18 protein-coding genes are annotated in these 20361 nt (G+C 64.1%); 7 read left to right on the top strand and 11 right to left on the bottom strand.

The features are described from left to right. Window positions 1-25: 25 nt before the first annotated feature. Complete coding sequence (locus N3J91_16270; protein ID MCX8157968.1) at window positions 26-961, bottom strand: sugar phosphate isomerase/epimerase; 936 nt, start codon at window positions 959-961, stop codon at window positions 26-28. A gap of 203 nt (window positions 962-1164) precedes the next feature. After that, complete coding sequence (locus N3J91_16265; protein MCX8157967.1) at window positions 1165-2427, bottom strand: porin; 1263 nt, start codon at window positions 2425-2427, stop codon at window positions 1165-1167. Window positions 2428-2948: 521 nt separating this feature from the next. Between N3J91_16265 and N3J91_16260 the strand changes: the two genes are divergently transcribed. Both N3J91_16260 and N3J91_16255 read left to right on the top strand, forming a co-directional pair. Further along, window positions 2949-3548: an NAD(P)H-dependent oxidoreductase gene (locus N3J91_16260; protein ID MCX8157966.1), complete on the top strand. Its 600-nt coding sequence runs from the start codon at window positions 2949-2951 to the stop codon at window positions 3546-3548. Between the two features lie 111 nt (window positions 3549-3659). After that, window positions 3660-4481, top strand: a complete 822-nt coding sequence (locus tag N3J91_16255) for an MBL fold metallo-hydrolase (protein ID MCX8157965.1) — start codon at window positions 3660-3662, stop codon at window positions 4479-4481. 25 nt (window positions 4482-4506) lie between these two features. On the opposite strand, the gene N3J91_16250 is transcribed toward N3J91_16255, so the two are convergent. From N3J91_16250 to serA, 8 genes are all read right to left on the bottom strand, one after another. Next, complete coding sequence (locus N3J91_16250; GenBank protein ID MCX8157964.1) at window positions 4507-5421, bottom strand: serine O-acetyltransferase; 915 nt, start codon at window positions 5419-5421, stop codon at window positions 4507-4509. 34 nt (window positions 5422-5455) lie between these two features. Beyond that, a complete protein-coding gene (locus tag N3J91_16245; protein MCX8157963.1) occupies window positions 5456-6028 on the bottom strand; it encodes an EF-hand domain-containing protein in 573 nt (190 codons plus the stop codon). Window positions 6029-6106: 78 nt separating this feature from the next. Then, entirely contained in the window at window positions 6107-7123 is a 1017-nt protein-coding gene (locus N3J91_16240) for a WYL domain-containing protein (GenBank protein MCX8157962.1), read from the bottom strand. A 63-nt stretch (window positions 7124-7186) separates the two neighbouring features. Beyond that, the gene (locus N3J91_16235; GenBank protein MCX8157961.1) at window positions 7187-9421 is read right to left on the bottom strand and encodes a hypothetical protein; all 2235 of its coding nucleotides are present in this window, start codon (window positions 9419-9421) and stop codon (window positions 7187-7189) included. A gap of 104 nt (window positions 9422-9525) precedes the next feature. Further along, window positions 9526-10056 carry an O-acetyl-ADP-ribose deacetylase gene (locus N3J91_16230; GenBank protein ID MCX8157960.1) on the bottom strand — a complete coding sequence of 177 codons (531 nt, stop codon included), beginning with the start codon at window positions 10054-10056 and terminating at the stop codon, window positions 9526-9528. Window positions 10057-10167: 111 nt separating this feature from the next. Next, on the bottom strand, window positions 10168-10557 hold the full coding sequence (gene hisI / locus N3J91_16225) for a phosphoribosyl-AMP cyclohydrolase (GenBank protein MCX8157959.1): 390 nt from the start codon (window positions 10555-10557) through the stop codon (window positions 10168-10170). Window positions 10558-10673: 116 nt separating this feature from the next. Then, window positions 10674-11786, bottom strand: coding sequence for a peptidylprolyl isomerase (locus N3J91_16220; protein MCX8157958.1), 1113 nt, complete (start codon window positions 11784-11786; stop codon window positions 10674-10676). 75 nt (window positions 11787-11861) lie between these two features. Then, on the bottom strand, window positions 11862-13472 hold the full coding sequence (serA, locus tag N3J91_16215; protein MCX8157957.1) for a phosphoglycerate dehydrogenase: 1611 nt from the start codon (window positions 13470-13472) through the stop codon (window positions 11862-11864). Window positions 13473-13728: 256 nt separating this feature from the next. On the opposite strand from serA, the gene N3J91_16210 reads away from it, so the two are divergent. Continuing rightward, a complete protein-coding gene (locus tag N3J91_16210) occupies window positions 13729-14058 on the top strand; it encodes an RNA-binding protein (GenBank protein ID MCX8157956.1) in 330 nt (109 codons plus the stop codon). Between the two features lie 95 nt (window positions 14059-14153). On the opposite strand, the gene N3J91_16205 is transcribed toward N3J91_16210, so the two are convergent. Then, a complete protein-coding gene (locus N3J91_16205; GenBank protein ID MCX8157955.1) occupies window positions 14154-15170 on the bottom strand; it encodes a dihydrodipicolinate synthase family protein in 1017 nt (338 codons plus the stop codon). 236 nt (window positions 15171-15406) lie between these two features. Here N3J91_16205 and N3J91_16200 point away from each other — a divergent pair, with 236 nt between their 5' ends. The 4 genes from N3J91_16200 (at window position 15407) to N3J91_16185 (ending at window position 20180) form a co-directional block, all read left to right on the top strand. Beyond that, window positions 15407-15865, top strand: a complete 459-nt coding sequence (locus N3J91_16200; GenBank protein ID MCX8157954.1) for a prepilin-type N-terminal cleavage/methylation domain-containing protein — start codon at window positions 15407-15409, stop codon at window positions 15863-15865. Then, complete coding sequence (locus N3J91_16195) at window positions 15862-16494, top strand: prepilin-type N-terminal cleavage/methylation domain-containing protein (GenBank protein ID MCX8157953.1); 633 nt, start codon at window positions 15862-15864, stop codon at window positions 16492-16494. The genes N3J91_16200 and N3J91_16195 overlap by 4 nt, the downstream gene beginning before the upstream one ends. A gap of 12 nt (window positions 16495-16506) precedes the next feature. Further along, window positions 16507-18219, top strand: coding sequence for a hypothetical protein (locus N3J91_16190; protein MCX8157952.1), 1713 nt, complete (start codon window positions 16507-16509; stop codon window positions 18217-18219). A 287-nt stretch (window positions 18220-18506) separates the two neighbouring features. After that, entirely contained in the window at window positions 18507-20180 is a 1674-nt protein-coding gene (locus N3J91_16185) for a sodium:solute symporter (GenBank protein ID MCX8157951.1), read from the top strand. Window positions 20181-20361: the final 181 nt, after the last annotated feature.

The raw sequence follows: 20361 nt of genomic DNA, 5'->3' as shown, positions 1-20361 counted from the left end.
GTCGGTTGGGAGGGGTGGGTTTAGTTTATTCCACGCACTTTTTCATTTTGGCCAGGCCGGTGCGGGCGGCTTCGAGGGCGGGGAGTTTGTAGTACTCGTTGTTGAACAGCTCGAGGGAGAGGACGGGGCGGCTGCCGTTGGCGAGGAAGTGGGCAAAGATTTCTTTCATGGGCGCCTGGCCGTCGCCGGGCCAGATGCGGTCGCTGTCGCGGAGCGCATCGCGGGGCGGGGTGGCGGGGTAGTCGTTCATGTGGAAGACGCGCAGGGAGGTGGGGCCCAGGACGCGGAGGGAGGCGAAGTCGGAGCCGCCGCGGTAGATGTGATAGACATCGGCCAGGAGGCAGGCATCGGGATGGGCGGCCTTGGTGATGACGTAGGTGGCGTCGGCCAGGTTGTTGAGGTTGGCGGAGGCGCCCCAGATTTCGAGCATGGGGACGACCTGCATTTGGCGGCCCAGATCGAGGACGGCGCGATAGCGCTCGGCGAGGCGGTCGAGTTCGACTTTGATTTCCCGGCCGTAGATGCCCGCGGGCGGGGCGGCGATGTGGGGCGCGCCCAGTTGGGCCATGAGGTCCATTTCGCGCTTAAGCTGCTCCATGGCGCGGGCGCGGCGGGCGTCGTCGTTGACGGCCCATTCGGGGAAGCCGATGCCGCTGATGACCTTGAGGCCGAGGTCGTCGGCGCGCTGGCGCAGTTCTTTGAGGCTGTGGCTTTCGGCATATTTGGCGAGGTCGCCGAGCCAGGGTTCGATGAAATCGTAGCCGGCCTTGGCGGCGACTTCGAATTGCTCGGGGAGGGAAAGTTTCTGGCCGCGGATGGTGGCGGTGTTGAGGCTGAATTTGAAGCCTTTGGGGGAGGCGGTTTGCGCGGCCAGCGGCGCGGCGGCGGAGCCGAGGGTGATGAGGCCTGCCAGCGCGCCGGCGGCGCCCACGAATTGTCTGCGAGTTACCGGGTTGGACATAAGTTTGTTTCGATCAGGCTTGTGCGCGGCGCAATATAGCCGCAGTGCGGACGGGATGCAGCAAAAAACGCGGGGATTTGGGCGGGCGCGATGGGGCGGGTGGGACGGCGGGAGAGGGAGGAGGGGCTGGGGAAACAGGGTGGGGCAAAGAAAAACCCCCGCTGGTTTTTGATCCAGCGGGGGTTGGGTCAAGCTGAATCAGCTTAGAACCGGTAGATGACGTTCAACGCCAACAGGTAGTTGTTGTTGTCGTCGAAGCCGAACGGACCAGGGGTGCTGGCCGAGGACTTCTGACCGGTCAACTCGTGATCCCAGCGGAACTCGAGACGGGTGATCACGTTTTCCCACAGCTTGTAGTCCACCGTGCCGGTGATGCCGAGCAGTTGGTTGCGCGGATTGCTCTCACCGCCCCCGATGAAGTACCACGTGCCGGCGGTGCCCTTGGCGTAATCAACGCGGGCCGCGAGGTTCAACTTCTCCGTGGCCTGGTACATGAGGTAACCGGCGATGGTGTAGGCATAGGTGCCCGGGACGTAACCCGCAGCATTGATGTCACCCTTGTGGCTGGTCATGCGGTGATCATAGGCCGCGCCCAGCTTGAGGCCTTCCAGCGGGGTGTTCATCACGCCGCCCACATACACCCAGGTGGTGTCGCTCACGCCACCGGCCAGACCATTGACTACGCCCGCGTTCAGGGTGGAGCCGGCCAGGAAGCCGAGGCTCTCCGGAGCGGTGAGGGTGATTTGGCCCATGTAGGTTTTTTCGGTTTCGGACACGATCTGCCCGGCAGGCAGGCCCGCGCGCGCCGGACGGGCGTTGATGCCCGCGGCGGCGGTGTTGGCGATGCCCGCGCTCATAGCGATCATGTCATTGAACCGATAGCTCACCAAAGCGCCGGTGTGCTGCGTGGGTTCAATTTCCCAGCCGTAGGAGCGGGTCCAGTGGGGGTTCTTGTAGGCTTCAAAGGACTCGAAACCCACGACGGTGTCAAAGGTGCCCAGTTTGAAGTCCAGGCCGTTGCCCACCGGGGCGCGCAGGACGACATACGCCTGCTTGAGACCGAAATCAGACACGCCAAACGAGTTCACCGAGGGGTTCCAGCCCACGATGTCTGGGCCATAAACCATGTCCACCCGGTAACCCGCGGACCATTCGGCTTCATCCAGCGGTTTCTCGAGGGTCAACCCCACGGCGTTGAGGTTGAAGATGTCGGCCTTGTTCTGGTAGGCCGCCGCAGTCGCCGGATTGGCGTTGACCGCGCCCGGCACCAGCCAGCCCGAGCCCGCGCCCGCCTTGCTGGTGTTGTTGCCAAACCGCCATACCGCAGCGGTATCCACATAACCGCTGATGCTGGTAGAGGACAGCGCCGTCATGACGGGGTTGTCCCGTTCTTCGGCTTGCACTGCACTTGCCAGGCTGACCACGCCGACTGCGGCCAGACCCAGGGTCCATTTGTTAAACTTCATGTGTTCCTCCGGATTACATTGTTGCGTTTTATGCGTTGTACCGCGGGCAAATCCCGTTTGCCCCAACACACCAATCGGTGCACGTGACCAGAGCTTAGGTAAGGGAGAAAAGTTTGGCAACATTTTTTTTACGCTTTTTTGCGTGCCCTGAATGCCCCACATAAACTACTGAGGCACAATTATTTATGCAAATATTTGTGCGGGCTGTGCCGGCTTATACCGGGCAAAAAATCACGAAAAATGCCCAAAAAATGCGATTTTTTCGGCAAGGTTACGCGGCATTGTGGCAAATATCGCGGAAAATAGGCCCATCTGAAAAATATAAGAAATACTGTTATCGGAGATAAACGAACCTGCTGTATAAAATATGCCCATCCGACAGACCCCAACGGCCCCTGCGGCGGGCGGACTTGGGGCCGGATTTTTGAGCGCCCGTGGGGTGGCGGCAGGCCGGCGCAAGGCGGGGCTTGTGCTGGCGGAGGCGTTGCGCATAATAACGCGCGCCCGAGCGGGCGACGACGATGAAAATCTCATTAATTTTGGCACATCCGAATCCTGGCAGTTTCAACCACGCGCTGGCGGCGGCTGCGCGGGAGGTTCTGGCGGCTGGCGGTCATGAGTGCCGGTATCATGATTTGTATCAGGAGAAGTTTGATCCGGTGATGGGGGCGGACGAAATCCCGCGTGGGGCGGTGATGCCGCCGGCGGTGGAGCAGCACGCGCGGGAGCTGGAGGAGGCTGGGGGGCTGGTGATTGTGCATCCCAACTGGTGGTGCCAGCCGCCGGCCATCCTGAAGGGATGGGTGGATCGGGTGCTGCGGCCGGGGCGGGCCTATAACTTTGTGCCGGACGGCAAGGGGGGCGGTCGGGCGGTGGGCCTGTTGAAGGTGGGGGCGGTGTTGGTCATTACCACGGCTAATAATCCGCAGGAGCGGGAGGTGGAAATGTACGGTGATCCGCTGGAGGTTTTCTGGAAGAAGGTGGTGTTTGGCATTTGTGGGATTCCGAATGTCCAGCGCCTAATCTTTGCGCCGGTGATCACCAGCACGGCGGGGCAGCGGGCGGAGTGGCTGGAGGCCACGCGGCGGCGGGTGGGGGAGGTGTTTGGGAAGGCGAATTGAGCGGGGGCGGGGAGGGCATGCGCTGGCCTCGGCCTGCTCTGCGTCGGGGGCGCTGGTGTGGGGCAGGCGGGCTCACTGGACAGGGCCGGGGCCGCCCGCTACCTTAGCGGCATGAGTTTGGAAGATCATGTGGGTGATGTGATTCGGAAGGCGCGGGAGATGGCCAACGTGAGCGCCGCGACGGCCGCGCAGGCGCTGGGTCTGAGCGTGGAGGAATTTCAGGCATTGGAGGCGCAGGGCGCGTGCGGCCGGAAGCTGGACTTTGCCATGTTGGGCCGGCTGCTGGGGCTGGAGGGGGGCCGGCTGGCGCGGCTGGCGGCGGGGTGGCATCCGGCGGAGCCGGATTTGAGCCAGTGGCGGCAGTTGCGGCAGATCACGTCGAGGAGCGGGATGGAGGTGCATTGTTATCTGGTGTGGGATGAGGCCACGCGGGATGCGGCGTTGTTTGACACGGGCTACGACGCCGGGGCCATCTTCCGCGTGTTGGCGGGGGAGGGGCTGGAGCTGCGGCATATTTTCATTACGCATTCGCACGCCGATCATGTGGCGGCGCTGGCGGAAGTGCGGGAGAGATTTCCACGGGCGCAGTTGCACACCAGCGCGGCGGAGGCGCTGCCGCAGCATCGCAATCGGCCGCAGGACTGCATACCTGTGGGCAATTTGCGGGTGACCCATCGTCCCACGCCGGGCCATGCGCCGGACGGGGTGACGTACATTGTGGGCAACTGGCCGGAGGACGCCCCATTTGTGGCGATGGTGGGGGACGCGATATTTGCGGGGAGCATGGGGCGGGCGGGGGCGCAGGGGGAGGTGGCGCGGAGCAAGGTGCGCGAGCAGATACTCTCGCTGCCGCCGGAGACGCTGTTATGCCCTGGTCACGGGGCCCTGACGACGGTGGCGGAGGAGAAGGCGAACAATCCGTTTTTTGGTTGAGGGGGAGCCGGGGCGGAGGGGCGGGTCAGATTTGGAAATCCACGGAGTGGCGGGCTTCCTTGTTGAGCACCCTGACTTTGACGTCTTCCATGACGACGAGGGAGCGCGGGGGCACGCTGTGGCTGAGGAAGACATTGGCGCCGATGGTGCTGCCCTCGCCCACGACGGTATCGCCGCCCATGATGGTGGCGCCGGCATAGACGGTGACGCGGTCCTGGAGGGTGGGGTGGCGTTTGACGCCGCGGAGCTGCTGGCCGCCGGAGAGGGAGCGGGCGATGAGCGCGACGCCCTGGTAGAGCTTGACGTGGTGGCCGAGGACGCTGGTTTCGCCGATGACGGTGCCGGTGCAGTGGTCCACAAAGAAATGGGAGCCGATGGTGGCGCCGGGGTGGATGTCCATGCCGGTGCGGCTGTGGGCCCACTCGGACATGATGCGGGGGATGAGGGCGATGCGCCGGCGGTAAAGCTCGTGCGCGAGGCGGTGGACGGCGATGGCCTCGACAAAGGGATAGGCCACGATGACCTCCTCGCGGCTCAGGGCGGCGGGGTCGCCGTTGTAGGCGGCCTCGACGTCGGTTTGCAAGATTTCGCGCAGGCAGGGGAGGCCGGCCAGGAGTTCTTCGGCGCATTGGCGGGCGAGGGGGCGGAGGTCTTTTTTACGGGCGCCTTCGGGGGGCAGGTATTCGAGGCTTTTGTAGATTTCCTCCTCCAGGCGGCCGAGGACCTTGTGGACGAGGACGGTGGTTTCCCACTGAAGCTCGGAGGAGTGGAGGGGTTTGTCGTCGAAGAAACCGGGAAACAAGAGGCGGAGGAGGTCGGTGGTGATGGCGACGACGGCGTTTTGGGAGGGCAGGTTTTTGCCGTCCACGTGGTTGATGCCGCCCTGCTGTTGGTAGGAGGCCAGCAACTGATCGGCCAGTCGGGTTACGGTGTTGGTCACAGGCGGAAAAAGGTGGGGCGCGGTTGGCGATGGTTCAGCGTAGCGTGGGTTTGACCACGGGCTGCGGTTTGGGCGGGGGCGGGGGCGGGGTCTCGGGCCGCAGCTCGCGATGGGAGCCGCCCTTGCTCAGGTCGTCCTTGAGCTTTTGAAATTCCGCGGCGTCCAGTTGGCCGTCGCCATTTTTGTCGTACTGGCGGAGCAGGTCATCGGAGCCGATTTTGGCGGTGGCGCGGCGGCGGGCGGGGTCGCCGCCTTCGTAGAGGTCTTTGGGGGTGAGGCGGCGGTCATCGGCGGCTTTGGGGAAGGGCTGGGCGCGATTGGTGGCGGCGGCCTGGGCGGCGGCGATTTCGGCCTCGTCAATTTTGCCGTCGCCGTTGAGGTCGAATTTTTTAAGCAGGAGCGCGTTGGCGCTGCCTTCCTGGGGGCCGGCGGGGACGGTGTATTTGACGCCGTCCACCACCACGGTGCGGGAGTCTTCGGGCGGGCGGTTTTTGTTTTTGGTGTCCGCCTTGGGGGCGGAGGCGGCGGGGGCTGGCAGCGGCAGGACGCCGAGGGCCAGCCCCAGCAGGGCCAGGGCCAATGGCCGGGTGGAGAACGAGGTTTTCATCGGTGCATCACCTCGAGGCAAGCATGCCACTTCTGGCGGCGGTTGGCAATGGGGATTGCGGGGCGGGCGGGGATAGGCTCAGGGTTCCTCGGGATTGGGGGGCGTGTCGGGGTAAAGGGCCAGGATGTCGAGTGCGGCCTGGCGGACGCGGCTGGCGAGGCGTTTGGGGCGGACGACGTGGGCATGGGGACCCCAGCTCAGCACCCAGCCGAGGATTTCCTCGATGTTGTTGAGGCGCAGCCGCAGGCGGGAGCCGCCGCCGGGCAGTTCGAGCCATTCGTGGCGTGGATTCCACTTGCGGCCGCGGAGGAGGTCGGTGGCCCAGGAGTCGAATTCGAGGACGACCTCATAATCATCATTGCCTTTGAAGACCATGAAACTGTCGCGGAGGTAATCGTCGGCCCGGAAATCCTTGGGCATGGCAAATCGGCGTTTTAACAGATGCGCCTGCTTCATGCGGGACAGCACGAAGGTGCGGAGGGCGCGGCGTTCGCAGTCGTAGGCGATGAGATACCAGTGGTAATCCACGTAGGCGAGGTGATAGGGGCGCACGCGGCGGTGCTCCCATCGGCGCTGGGCCAGCTTGCGATAATCGAAACTGACCTCGCGTTGGGCGTGCAGGGCTTCAGTGAGCAAATGGAAAAGCGCCAGGTCGGTATCCTCCGGCCCGAGGGCCCGGATGGAGACGGCCTCACTGAGATTGCCGAGGCTGATGGGGGAGCCATCATCCAGGAGGCCGGCGAGGCGTTTCATGGCCGCCTGCAGGGGGTGGGCGAAGGCCGTGCCCTGATAGGCGGCGACGACTTTTTGCGCGACGAGAAGCCCAAAGATTTCTTTCTGGGTCAGGGTGAGGGCGGGGAATTGTTTGACGGGTTCGGTGTAGTAGTGGCCGCGGCGGCTGGCATCATACGCGATGGGGAGCTGGAGGCGGTCGCGCATGAACTCGATGTCCCGCTTGATGGTGCGCGGGTTGACCTCAAACTGCTGGGCCAGTTTTTGGGCGTTGGGAAAACGATTCTCCGCCAGCAGTTGGTGAATGGCCATCATCCGCTCGAGCGGCGGGCGGGTGAAGCGCTGGATTTGGGAGCGTGGCATGGTGGTGTTATACCGCTTTGGGCGGCGCACTGCAACCCTGGGCCCGGGGGGGGCGGGAGCGGCTCAAGGAGCCGGCTCGCCGGGCGCGCTGACATAGTAGTAGAGGGTGTCTTTGCGGAAGGCGATGCGCCGGGCATCGCCGAGGGCCGCGACGGGGTAGCCGTTGGCGTCGAGGGCGGTGACTTGCAACCGGGCGGCGTCGGGGCGTTTGAAGCGCAATTCGCCGGAGAGGGCGCGCATCTGCCAGGGGTCGCGGCCGAGGTTCAGGATGCGGTTGGTGCCGGGGCCGGCGGGTTCAAATTGGAAGCCGGTGGGCCGCTCCTCGCTCATCACCTGGAGGAGGAGGCGGCGGGACTGGCGGAGGGGCTGGTTGTCGAGGGGCACTGCCACCACGGCGCCCAATTCCATGGAGGAGGCGAGGGTGATGTCCGGGAGGTCCAGGGGGCCCGCGGCGCGCAAGGCGCCGCAGGCGCCCTGGGCTTTGGGCGCCTGCAAGAGGAGGAGGCCGCGGCCGTAATCGAGGAGCAGCTCGCGGGTGGCGCTGGTCACGGTTTGTTTTTGGCGGTCAATGAGGCCGCGGGTGTCGGCGAGTTTGACGGCGAAGGGCTGGGGGGAGAATTCCACCTCGGCGCGTCCGACGTAATGGAGGAGGGGATCGAGGCGCTGGCCGGTTTTGACTTCCAGCCCCTGGGGCACGTCTTTCAGGCGGAGCTCGTCAAAGGCGGCGCCGAGGGGGAGGGGGGTGCCTTTGAGCTGCAACAAGTCCTGGTGATTGAGGCGGACGTGGGCCACGACGGGAGCGCGGGAGATCAGTGCGTGGCGGAAGATGAGGGCGGCGGCCGGAAACTGGCCCATCATGGTGGGGGACATCAGCGTCCAGGGCTGCATCCAGAAGTTGGGCTTGACCTGCCACTGGCTGCCGTCGAGGGCGAAATGCACGAGGCTGTCGGTGCCCTGGAGGGCGCCGTAGGCGGCGTAATACAGGATGGCCTCGGTGCGGAAGCGGTTGGGGCGGGGGAAGGTGGTTTCCGAGATCATGGTGGGTTTGTTCTGGTAGTGGATGTCCATGACCGGGTGGAGGAATTCTTTGGGTTTGCCGGGGACTTCGGGGTCGAAGCGGAGGGCGCTGCGGTCGGAGTAGGTGTGGCCTTCGCGGATGCTCCATTCGGCGTTAGGCCCTTTATGGTTGCAGCCGAAGTAGCCGTGGCGGTCCACGAAATCTCCCTCGAGGTAACTCCAGGCTTCGAGCGGGCCGAAGACTTCCGGGGAGGCGGTGCTCCAGTTGGAGGCGCAGATGACGCCTTTGAAGCCGAGCTTGCGCAGGAACTGGCAGGTTTGGCGGTAGAAATCGCGCTGGGTTTCAAAGAGGAAGCGGGCCGTGTCCCGGTCGCGCGGGCGTTTTTCGTTGAAGATGTTCCACAGGGGGCGGAAGGCCACGCGGCCCTCGGCGGGGGCGTCGCGTTTTTCGCGCGCGCCGCCCCATTGGGCGAAGGCGGCGTCGAGGGAGCCGTAGAGCTGGATGAGCCAGTCGCCGAATTGTTTTTCCAGGAGGCGCAACTGGGGGTCGGGGAGGTTGTTGGCGGCGAAGGTCCAGAAGAAGAATGAGTCCTCATTTTGGATTTCGAGACCCATGACGGCCGGCTCGTCCACGAGGGGGCGGCCGGTGGTGTCTGAGGGGGTGAGGAGGAGCGCCTGCCACCAGCGGCGGTATTTTTCCTGGAATGCCGGATTGAACATGAGCGCGGCGAAGGGATGTTTGTTGCCGTCGTAGCCCGGCAGCCAGGGGAGGTCGGGCGGGGGGCGGAACCAGAGGGGGAAGTAGATGGAGTACAGCGTGTAAATGCCCTCGGCCTTCATTTCCTCGGCGATCAGGATGGCGCGGCGCACTTTGGCCATATCGGGTTCGCCGTTTTTATCAAAGAGGGCGCCATGGACGCGGACGAGGTTCACGCCGCGTTTGGCGAGCATGCGGGCGGTCTGGCGGACGCCGGCGCGGTCCAGGTTGCCGGGGGGGCCGTTGACGGCCCAGAAATTGACCGGCTCGCCGGTTTGGGTGAAGACAAAGCGGCCGGCTTTGACGCTGATGAAGCCGTGCTCGCCGGCGGTTTTTTGGTTGAGGAAACGGAGGTCAATGGGGCTTTTTTGGAAGGGGTCGGCGGGCGGGGCGAATGGCAGCCATTCGTCGTCGTCGGCGGCGCGGGAGGGGAAACCGGCGATGAGGCACAGGCAAAGGCCCAGTGCGGCGGCGCGGGCGCGGGGCCGGAAAAGCGGGATGGGATCGAGTGGTTGGCGTGTCATTGTCCCTTGGATGCGAGGGGGGAGCGGTTTATTCAAGGGCGGGGAAGGGGGCCGCAACGGTTGTTGGAGGGCGGGGCGCGCGGGTGCGCGGGCGCGCGCGGCGGTTATTTGATCAACACATCCGCCGCGGCTTCGAGGTAGCATTTGTAGGCGCGGTCGTTGAAACAGACGAAGATGATTTTGTCGATGGGGGGATGGGTTTCGAGGAACTTGCGGGTTTCCTCCATGGCGATGCGGGTGGCGCGTTCGAGCGGGAAGCCGTAGGCGCCGGTGCTGATGGCGGGGAAGGCGATGGTTTTCAAGCCTTCGGCGAGCATGATTTCGAAGCAGCGGCGGTAGCAGGAGGCCAGTTTTTCGTCCTCGCCGCGGGAGCCGTCCTTCCAGATGGGGCCGACGGTGTGGATGACGAATTTGGCGGGCAACTGGAAGCCGGGGGTGATTTTGGCGTCGCCGGTGGCGCAGCCTTTGAGTTTGCGGCAGGCCTCGTAGAGGAGGGGGCCGGCGGCGCGATGGATGGCGCCGTCCACGCCGCCGCCGCCGAGGAGGGAGCTGTTGGCGGCGTTGACAATGGCGTCCACGGCGAGGGTGGTGATGTCGCCGGTAACAATTTCCACTTTGCCATCGCGGATTTTCATGGGCCGTAGGTGGCAGCGGGCCATGGGCCGGCGCCGCTGGAGGAGAGGATAAGCGGAGGCCGCCGTTTTTCAATCCCAATTGCGCGGGGGATGGGGGAGGCGGGGGCGGGATTATTTTTTGCCGTAGATGTCCTCGGGGTTGAGGAGGCGCGGCTCGGTGACCTCGGCGCTCTGGCCCTGGTGGCGGAGGGAGCGGAAGAAGCAGGATTTGTAGCCTTCGTGGCAGGCGGCGCCGATCTGCTCGACTTGAATGAGGAGGGTGTCGGCATCGCAGTCCACGGCGATGTCCTTGACGATTTGCACATGGCCGCTGCTTTCGCCCTTCATCCAGTATTTCTGGCGGGAGCGGCTCCAGAAGTGGGTTTTGCCGGTGGCGAGGGTGGTTTCGAGGGAGGCGCGATTCATCCAGGCCATCATCAGGACGCGGCCGGTGGACTGCTCCTGGACGATGGCCGGGATGAGGCCGTTGGCATCGTATTTAAGCTGGTCAAGAAAGCTCATCAGGGGGGTGAGCTTAGCTTATCTTTGGGGTTTGGCAAGGCGGGGGGCAAAAAAGAAAAGCCCCGCCCCCGGGCGGGGGGCGGGGTGAAGGGGGCGCGGCGAAGGGCGGCGGCGAATTATTTATTCGGCGCGGGGGCGGGGGTGGGCGGTTTGGGGGCTGGGGGGGCCGGGATTTTCAGGTTGGGGTCGAGGATTTCGACTTTGGCTTCCTCGCGGAGTTGTTGGAGGTATTTGGGGATTTGTTCCTGGACTTTTTCGTTGGCGAGGTAGCGTTTGATGTCGTCGGAGACTTTGGCGAGCTCGACTTTTTGGGCGGGGATTTTTTCGAGCACCTTGATGACGTGGTAGCCGAAGACGGTGGTGACGAGGTCGCAGACCTGGCCGGGGGGGGTGGCGAAGGCGGCGGCTTCAAACTCGGGCACCATGCGGCCGCGGGGGAAGGTGTATTCGCCGCCCTTGTCCTTGGAGCCGGGGTCATCGGAGAATTCCTTGGCGAGTTTGGCGAAGTCCTCGCCTTTTTTGGCGCGGGCGAGGATGCTTTCGGCGAGTTTTTTCTTTTCCTCCTTTTGGGCGGCGGGGAGGTCGCGTTTGGCGGAGGGATTGGGGTTGGGGTCGGTGGGGTCTTTGAAGCTGATGAGGACATGGGCGGCGCGGACCTGTTCGGGCTGCTCGAATTCGCGGGGATTTTCGTCGTAGAACTTTTTGATGTCGGCGTCGGTGACGGGGTTTTTGTCGCGGACTTCGCGGTTGATGACCTCCTCGCAGATGGCCTGTTCGAGGAGGCGTTCGCGGTAGGTGGCGGGGGTGAGGCCGATGGACTTGAGCTGGAGCTCAAAGAACTCCTCGTTGGGGAGGCGTTTTTTGGTTTCGGCGATGTATTTGTCGGCGTTTTCGGCGGCTTTTTTGCGGTCTTCGTCGGTGGCGCGGGCGACGAGGAGCTTGGTGGAGATGATGCGGTCGAGGAGCATGGCCTGGTCGCGATGGCGGTCTTCCTCGCGGAGGTTGCGGCCCTGGGCGGCGGCGTTGGCCTTGAAGAGGTTGTAGGCTTCGTCCACCTGGGAGCGTTTGACTTCGACGCCCCTGCCTTTGGCGACGACGGAATCGGGGAAGAGCTCCCTGGCGTCGGGCTTGGGCGGCGCGGGGGCGGGGGCGGGTTGGGCGGAGACGCCGGCGGAAGCGGCCAGGACGAGCGTGGCGCAGACGGCGGTGAAGGGGATGAGTTTTTTCATGCGAACGAGCCACACCGACCTGTCTGCCTGGTGGGAGCACCGGGCGGGAGCAGAGGGCCTGGCGGATGAGTTGACTTAGGAGTTTTCGTTGTGGTTTTCCAACCGGATAATTCGGACATTGGAAATATCCGGATCTTTTTGGATTTGGGCCACCAGTTCATCCGGGGGCACACTATCCAAATTGAGTACGGTGAGGGCGCGGCCGCCGGCGGCGTCGCGGTGGAGGCTCATGCTGGCGATGTTGACCTGGTAGCGGCTCATGAGGGTGCCAATATAGCCGACAATGCCGGGGCGGTCTTTATTATTAAAGAGGCAGAGGACGCCGGCGGGCACGATTTCGACGGGCTGGCCGAAGAGGCGGACGATGCGGGGCTGATGGCGTTTGCCGAGGATGGTGCCGCCGGCGGAGATTTCCTGGTCGCCGGAATAGGCGGTGACCTGGAGCCATTCGCTGTAGTCGGATTCCTCGTTGGATTTGATTTCCTCGACGAGGAGGCCGCGGGAGCTGGCGACGGTTTTGACGTTGACCTGGTTGACCTCGGCGCCGAGGGTTTGGGCGAGGAATCCCACCAGGACGCTGCGGGTGACGGGGTCGGTGGGGACGTCGGCGGCCTTGCCGCCGAAGGTGATGGTGAGGCGGTCGTTGCGTTTGGGGGCGAGCTGGGCGACGAGGCGGCCGAGTTTTTCGCCGAGGACGAGGTAGGGGCGGACGGCCTGATAGGTTTTGGCGTCGAGGCTGGGCATGTTGACGGCGTTGCGGATGGTGCCGTGGACGAGGAAGTCAATGATCTGGTCGGCGATTTCGATGCCGACATTTTCCTGGGCTTCGGCGGTGCTGGCGCCGAGGTGTGGGGTGAGGACGACGGTGTCCAGCTCGCGGAGGGGGAAGTCGGCGGGGGGCGGCTCGGTTTCGTACACGTCGAGGGCGGCGCCGCCGACGCGGCCGGTTTTGAGGGCTTCGTAGAGGTCGTGTTCGTTGATGATGCCGCCGCGGGCGCAGTTGATGAGGCGGACGCCGGGTTTCATGCGGGCGATGGCGGCGGCGTTGATCATGTTGCGGGTTTCGTCGGTGAGGGGCATGTGGACGGTGATGAAGTCGGCCTGGCGGAAGACTTCGTCCAGCTCGACGACCTCGACCTGGAGGGCCTTGGCGCGGGAGAGGGAGAGGTAGGGATCATAGGCCAGGACGCGCATGTTGAAGGCGAGGGCGCGGCGGGCGACTTCGGTGCCGATGCGGCCCATGCCGAGGATGCCGAGGGTTTTGCCGTTGAGTTCGGTGCCGGAGAAGGATTTGCGGTCCCATTTGCCGGCCTTCATGGAGGCGTGGGCCTGGGGGATTTTGCGGGCCAGGGCCATGAGCATGGAGAAGGTCAGCTCGGCGGTGGAGATGGTGTTGCCGCCGGGGGTGTTCATGACGACGACGCCGCGCTGGGTGGCGGCTTCGGTGTCCACATTATCCACGCCGACGCCGGCGCGGCCGACGACTTTGAGGAGGGGGGCGGCTTCGATCACGGCCCGGGTGATTTTGGTTTCGGAGCGCACGACGAGGCCGACGGCGTCCTTGACCAGAGGGAGCAGCTCGGCTTCGGAGAGGCGCTTGGGGAGCACCAGGACTTCAAGCTCCGGGCATTGCTGCAACCGCTCAATCCCCTTGGGGGAAACCGGATCGCAAACGATGACTTTCATAAAAACGAAACGGCAATGTAGAACAGGAGGTGCGGCGGGGCAATGCGCATATTGAGGGCGGGGGGGCGGGGGTGGGGGAATGAGGCATTGACGGCAGGAGGGATTATGATAAAAATAAGGGCGGTTCGCAGGAAACCACCCGCGTCGTTGGTGTCAGTCAGACAGATGTTGGAATGCCGGTAACGGTGTGACATTTGGTTTCGTGCCAGGGCAGAAACCCACGCGCGCGGGTGGGTGGAGGGCGAACCGAGCAGCTATGAACGAGTCCAGACTGTATGTGGGCAATCTGTCGTACAAGACCACAGATGCCGATCTCCAGGATTACTTCTCGCAGGCCGGAGTGGTGACCTCCTGCAATGTAATGCTGGACAAATTCACCGGACGCTCCCGCGGGTTTGCCTTTGTGGAATTTGCCACGGAGGAAGAGGCCAAGAAGGCGGTGGAGCAGTTCCATAACAAGGAATTCCAGGGGCGGCCGCTGACCGTGAACATCGCCCGTCCGCGCGAGGAGCGTCCGCCGCGGCCGGCGGGGGATCGTGGGGGTTATCGTCCGCAGCGGTTTGAGGACCGCCGCGATCGGGCCTGAACCCCGAGGGGGTCATTTCACCTTAATTTGGGCCGTTCACCCCCGGCCCGACAGCAACCGCCGGCGCGCGCCGGCGGTTTTTTATTGGGGGCGGGTCAGCCGCCGGCAGGCCGTTGGGCGCGGAGTTTTTCCAGGACGCCGGCCACGATGCTTTGGAGGGGGTCCGGTCCGGGCGGGTGGCGGGGGGGACAACCTTCCGGGGGCGGGGTGACGCAGCCGAAGTCGGCCAGCAGGCAGTGGAGGACGCGCTGGAGTTTGTCCAGGGCGGCCTGCTGGACGGGGGTGCGGGGATGGCGGCCGCGGCCCATGGCAAAGCCGCGGAGGGTGACGGCGGTGCGGAAGCCTTCGGGAAACTCGGTGGAGTAGAGCATGGCATCGAAGAGTTCGAGGAGGCGGTATTGGAGGCGGATGGCCTCATCGAGGCGAGCGGCGCGGGTGAGGTCGTAGAGCTGGCGGGTGATTTCGGGCACGACGCCGCTGGTGGCGTGGGTGCCGCCGTCGGCGCCGATGAGGAGCATGGGGACGAGGACGGCTTCCCAGCCGGTGAGGAAGGCGAAATCGGGGCGGTGGGGCCGGATGGCGGCGATGAGGCGCATCATGAATGCCACGTCGCCGGAGGAATCCTTGAGGCCGACGATGCGGTCGAGATCGGCCAGGCGGCGGATGGTTTCGACATCCATGGGGCTGGCGAACATGGGGATGTTGTAGAGGGTGACGTCAATGGGGCTGTGGCGGGCGATTTCGTGGAAGTAGGCGTACACGGATTCGGGGCCGAGGCGGTAGTAAAAGGGGGAGACGATGGCGACGGCGCGGGCGCCACATTCGGCATAGGCGGCGCAGGCGGCGAGGGTTTCGCGGACGTTGGCCTCGGCGGCGCCGGCGAGGACGGGGACGCGGCCGGCGGCCTGTTCGCAGACGATGCGGACGATGCGGCGGCGCTCCTCCGGGGTGAAGCGGATGAACTCGCCGGTGGAGCCGTTGGGGTAGAGGCCGTGGACGCCGTGGGCGATGAGCCAGTCCACATAGCGGCGGAGTTCGGCCTCGGCGATGTTGCCGTGGTCGTCGAGCGGCACCATGTGCGGGGTGAAGATGCCGGAGATGCAGGCTGCCATGGCTTCATGTAATGCCAGGGGCGGGTGGCGGGCAATCTCAATTCGCGGGATTGAGCGCCGCTCAGTTTGTCCACCGGGCCGGGACTGAGGGGCGGGAGCGGCGGTGGCTGGCGTGTGCGGCGCAACAGGTTGGGTGGGCGCAAGCCGGGGGAAGCGGGGGGGGCGGCGGGCGGGGGGTCTGGTTGGCAGTATTCCTGCTTGTGAGATGTATTCGCATGATTTAACATAATGGTCTAATGCAAGTGACACCCGGCACAATGCGCTCATGGGCCAGGGGCGCGGGTGGCTTTACGCTGGCAGAGGTGATTATTGCCATCGCCTTGAGCGCCATGGTTTTAGCGTCGTTGATTACCGGGTACATCAGCACGGCGCGGCGGGCGGAGTGGACGGCGATGTCCGAGGCGGCGCAGTTGAAGGTGGTCAATCGGATGGAGCAGGTGCGTGCGGCGCGGTGGGATCCGCTGGCGGTGCCGCCGGTGGACATGCTGGTGGCGAGCAATTTTCCGGTGTTGGTGGAGGAGCTGTTCACGCCGCTGGGGGGCACGAATGCGACGCTGGCCACGAATGTGGTGAACATTATGCAGGTTTCGACAAAGCCGCCGGTGAAGTTGGTGCGGGTGGAGTGTTGCTGGCGGTTTTTGAACAACCGGCTCTACACCAACAGTTTGATGTTGTACCGATATCCGGATCCATGAAGTTGCAAGGCCAGGCAGGCGGGGGGCGGGGAGGGCGCGCGGTGGCGCGATGGGGGCGGGCATTTACGCTGCCGGAGCTGATGATTACGGGGGCGATTTTGGCGATGCTGCTGGGGGCGGTGATCAGCGGGCATTTGTTTGGGCTGCGGTATTTGCGGTTGATTGAAGTGGCCGCCGCCACCAATGAGAGTGACCGGCGGCTGCTGCGGCTGCTGGCGAATGACATGGCGACGGCGGTATTTTGGGAAATTGGGTCGGGGACGGAGAGCAGTTTCAGCCGGCTGGGCTTGAACCGGCTGCAGCAGGCGAATGCCCTGCAGATTTACTATGTGCAGACGAATGCGGCACAGACGCAGTTCACGCGGTATTATCTCAGCGCCAATGAAGATATGCTTTACCGGTACAACTCGCAGGACAAGGCGCCGCAGCTCCTGTCCACTTCGATCATCAATTCGGGGGTGTTTACGATGGAGGATGCGGCGGGGAATATTTTGTCCAACCGCATCCAGCAGCCGGTGCTGGGGGTGAACATTCAGTTTCGGGATTTTCCGCAGGGGACGTGGGGCCTGGCCCGGGACAAGGAAACCCACTGGGTGCGGGCGCGGTTCAAGACACGCACGGCTGATTAAACGATGTCCATCATGAATCCGAAGGCACAACCCAAGCGTGGGCGGCGGGGCTATGCGCTGCTGCTGGTGCTGGTATTCATGGGGACCAGCTCGCTGATGCTGGCGGGGGTGATGCAATGGATTGCAGGCCGGGCACGGTTGGCGGCGCGGCAGCAGGCGTTTCAGAAGACGACGGCGGCGGCGGAGAGCGCGCTGCACAAGGCGCTGGCGAGCCTGACGGCGGATTTCATGGCCGAGGATGAGGCGCGGGTATTTTCGCAGATTGGGCAGTATGTGCGGCTGACGCCGACCAAGCAGGAGCATGCCGAATGGGACAATATGACCTTTTTCGACACGGAGGGGCGGACGGATCGGCTGACGGTGAGCCGGGTGGAGGCGTGGCGTTACGGGCCGTTGCGCCAGCGCTATGCGGGGATGAACGGGTATTATGCGACGTACCGGCTGGCGGCCGGGGCGCAGATGGAGGCGCTGCCCGGGATGACGGTGGGGGCGCTGGTGCAGTATGAGCTGCAACTGGCGGACATTCCGGTGTTTAACCACCAGTTTTTCAGCGCCATGGATTTGGAATTCACGCCGGGCAGCAGCATGACGCTCGGGGGCCGCATTCACGCCAACAACAATTTGTATGCCTATCCGGACTCGGCCACGCTGACCTTCCGCGGGGATGTGTCGGCGGGGGGGCGGATTATGTCGCAGCCGAATCCGGAGGATCCGGTGATGCGCATGCCGGGGGTGGTGAGTTATCGGGGCAAGTGTGATGAGAATGCGCGGATGTTGAAATTGCCGCTGGATGTGGCGCAGCAGCCGGCGACGCTGCGGGCGTTGATTGAGGTGCCGCCCAGCAACGAGAAGGCCACTTCGCCGCTGGGGCGGCAGCGGTTTTACAACAAGGCGGATTTGCTGATCACGCTGAACAGCGCGGGCTTCAGCGCCACCAGCGGCCAGTACAACAATTTTACGCGGTCGGTGCCGCGGTCGGTGGTGACGAATTTTGTGTCCACCAATGTGTTTTTTGACCGGCGGGAGAGCCGGCAGGTGCGGACGGTGGAGTTGGATGTGAGCCGGTTTGCGGCGTATGGGTTGTTGTTGCGGTTGTATCTGGGGCGTGACGCGCGGACGGTGTACATATTGAATCAGTTGCCGGCGGCGCCGCAGACGATCAATGCCGTGCGCATCATCAACGGGGAGACGCTGCCCAGCGGCGGTTTGACGGTGGCGACGCCGCAGCCGGTGTATATTCGCGGGCATTTCAATGCGCCGGAGACGTTCCGGGGCACGACCAACACGACGCAGAGCCTGCCGGCGGCGATTGTGGCGGACGCGGTGACGGTGCTTTCGCCGGGGTGGAATGATCAGAACAGCCAGGCGCCGGTGACTTCGCGGCGGGCGGAGGCCACGACGGTGAACGCGGCGATCATTACGGGGATAGTGCCCACTGGCGGGGGTTTTTACAGCGGCGGGGCGGAGAATTATCTGCGGCTGCTGGAGGACTGGCGCAATGTGACGCTGACGTTTAACGGTTCGATTGCCGTGTTTTATCCGAGCGCCGTGGCCAACGCGCCGTGGGGGGCGCTGGATGATGTTTATCATCCGCCGCGCCGGGCGTTTGCGCCGGATGTGAATTTTCAGGATGCCGCCAAGCTGCCGCCCGGCACGCCGCTGCTGCGCACGATCATTGTGGCGGATTACCGGGTATCTGCGGCCGTGCTGCCGGGCGGGAAATGAGGCCATTGGGGTGGGGGATGGGGTGGAAAGGGGCCGGAGGCGGGCGGGGTGGTCTCGGGGGTTGAGAGACGGAGGGCGGCAGGATTCAGGATGCCGAGAGGAGGCGCAGGGGGGAGAAGTCGCATGAATTGGCGACAGTGGGGCTGCACTTAAGGATTGCACGGCGCGGGCGGGTTGGGCATGTTCAAGCGCAACCATGTCTGGCCCGGGAAGGGCCGGGTGTTTTGTAACAACGGGTCTGCCACCGCCGGGGGAGCGGGAGAGGCGGCCGCAGCAAAGGTTGCGATATGCACTGGATTGATTGGATTGTCATTGGGTTGTATTTCGTGGTGATTGGGGTGGTGGCGTGGTGGTACGGGCGGCATCAGAAGGACAGCGTGGACTACTTTCTGGCGGGGCGCAATGCGGGGTGGATTGTGATAGGCGCCTCGATTTTCACGTCGAACATAGGCTCCGAGCATATTGTGGGGCTGGCGGGGCAGGGGGCGGCGACGGGGATGGCGATGGCGCACTGGGAGCTGCATGCGTGGTGTTTGATTGTGCTGGCGGGGCTGTTTGTGCCGTTCTATTACAAGTCGGGCGTCCAGACGATTCCCGAGTTTCTGGAGAAGCGCTTCAGTGCGCGGACGCGGTGGATTTTGTCGGTGGTGTCGCTGGTGGCGTATGTGTTCACCAAGGTGAGCGTGACGGTGTATGCGGGGGCGATTGTTTTTCAGGCGCTGCTGCCGGACACCTTTGGCTCGCCGCAGAACGCGTTTTGGATTGGGGCGTTTTCGACGGTGGTGATCACGGGCATCTACACGGTGTTTGGCGGGATGCGGGCGATCATGTCCACGGCCACGCCGCAGGCGATCATCATTTTGTTTGGGTCGGCGGTGATCACCACCATTGGGCTGGGCAAGCTGGGGGGGTGGAGCGAGCTGGTGGCCACGTGCAAGGCGAATGCGGACAATTTTGCGCTGTGGCGGCCGTTGTCGGATCCGAGTTTTCCGTGGCTGGGCATCCTCATTGCGTCGCCGATTGTGGGGCTGTGGTATTGGTGCACGGATCAATACATAGTGCAGCGGGCGCTGTCGGCCAAGGATCTGGCCACGGCGCGGCGGGGGGCGTTGTTTGGGGGTCTGTTGAAGGTGTGGCCGGTGCTGATCTTTCTGGTGCCGGGGATGATAGGGTGGGCCCTGCACACCAAGGGGATCATACAACTGCCGTTGAAGGCGGACGGCTCGACGATTGACGGGGATCAGGTATTCCCCAGCCTGGTGAAGATGCTGCTGCCGCCGGGGATTCGGGGTTTGATTGTGGCGTGCCTGCTGGCGGCGCTGATGAGCTCGCTGGCGTCGCTGTTCAATTCGAGCGCGTCGCTGTTCACGGTGGACATTTATGAGAAATTGTTTCCCGGGCGTTCGGAGCAGCATTTGCTGACGGTGGGGCGGATTGCCACGGCCACGGTGGTGGTGCTGGGCATCATCTGGATTCCGGTGATGGCCAAGGTATCGGGGGGCGGTTTGTATCAGTACCTGCAGAGTGTGCAGGGCTACCTGGCGCCGCCGATTACGGCGGTGTTTTTCCTGGGGCTGTTCTGGAAGCGCATCAACAGCACGGGGGCGACGTGGGCGCTGAGCTGCGGGTTTATTCTGGGCATGATCAAGCTGACCATTCAGGCTTTCTTCGGGAAGGGCAAGATTGAAAGCCCGGCCCTGCTGGCGCAGATTGGGGATTTCAATTTTCTGTACGCGACGGGCATTTTGTTTGCCATCAGCGCGGTGATCATGGTGGTGGCGTCGCTGTTGAGCCCGCCGCCGCCGGAGGAGAAGATCCGCGGGTTGACGTATGGCTCGATTCATGAGGTGTATGGGGAGGAGATCCGGCGGAGCTGGGACACCGGCAACAAGGTGATGATGGCGGTGATTTTGTTGGCGGTGCTGGGGATGTACCTGTATTTCAGCTTCTGGCTGCGGTAGGGGGGTGCGCGCCCGGCGCGGGCCGGCGGGCGGCAGGAAGGTTTTTGCGGGGGCAGGTCCCGGATGGGGGCCTGCCCCCGGCCTGTTTTTGCGCTTGAGGCGGGCGGGGGCAGGCGTTACATGCAAGGCATGAGAATCCTCATGTGGTGCGCGGTGCTGGCGGGTCTGCTCGTGGCCGGGG

The organism is Verrucomicrobiia bacterium (genome assembly GCA_026414565.1).
Taxonomy (GTDB): domain Bacteria; phylum Verrucomicrobiota; class Verrucomicrobiia; order Limisphaerales; family Fontisphaeraceae; genus Fontisphaera.
This window is presented reverse-complemented; position numbering and strand designations above follow the sequence as displayed.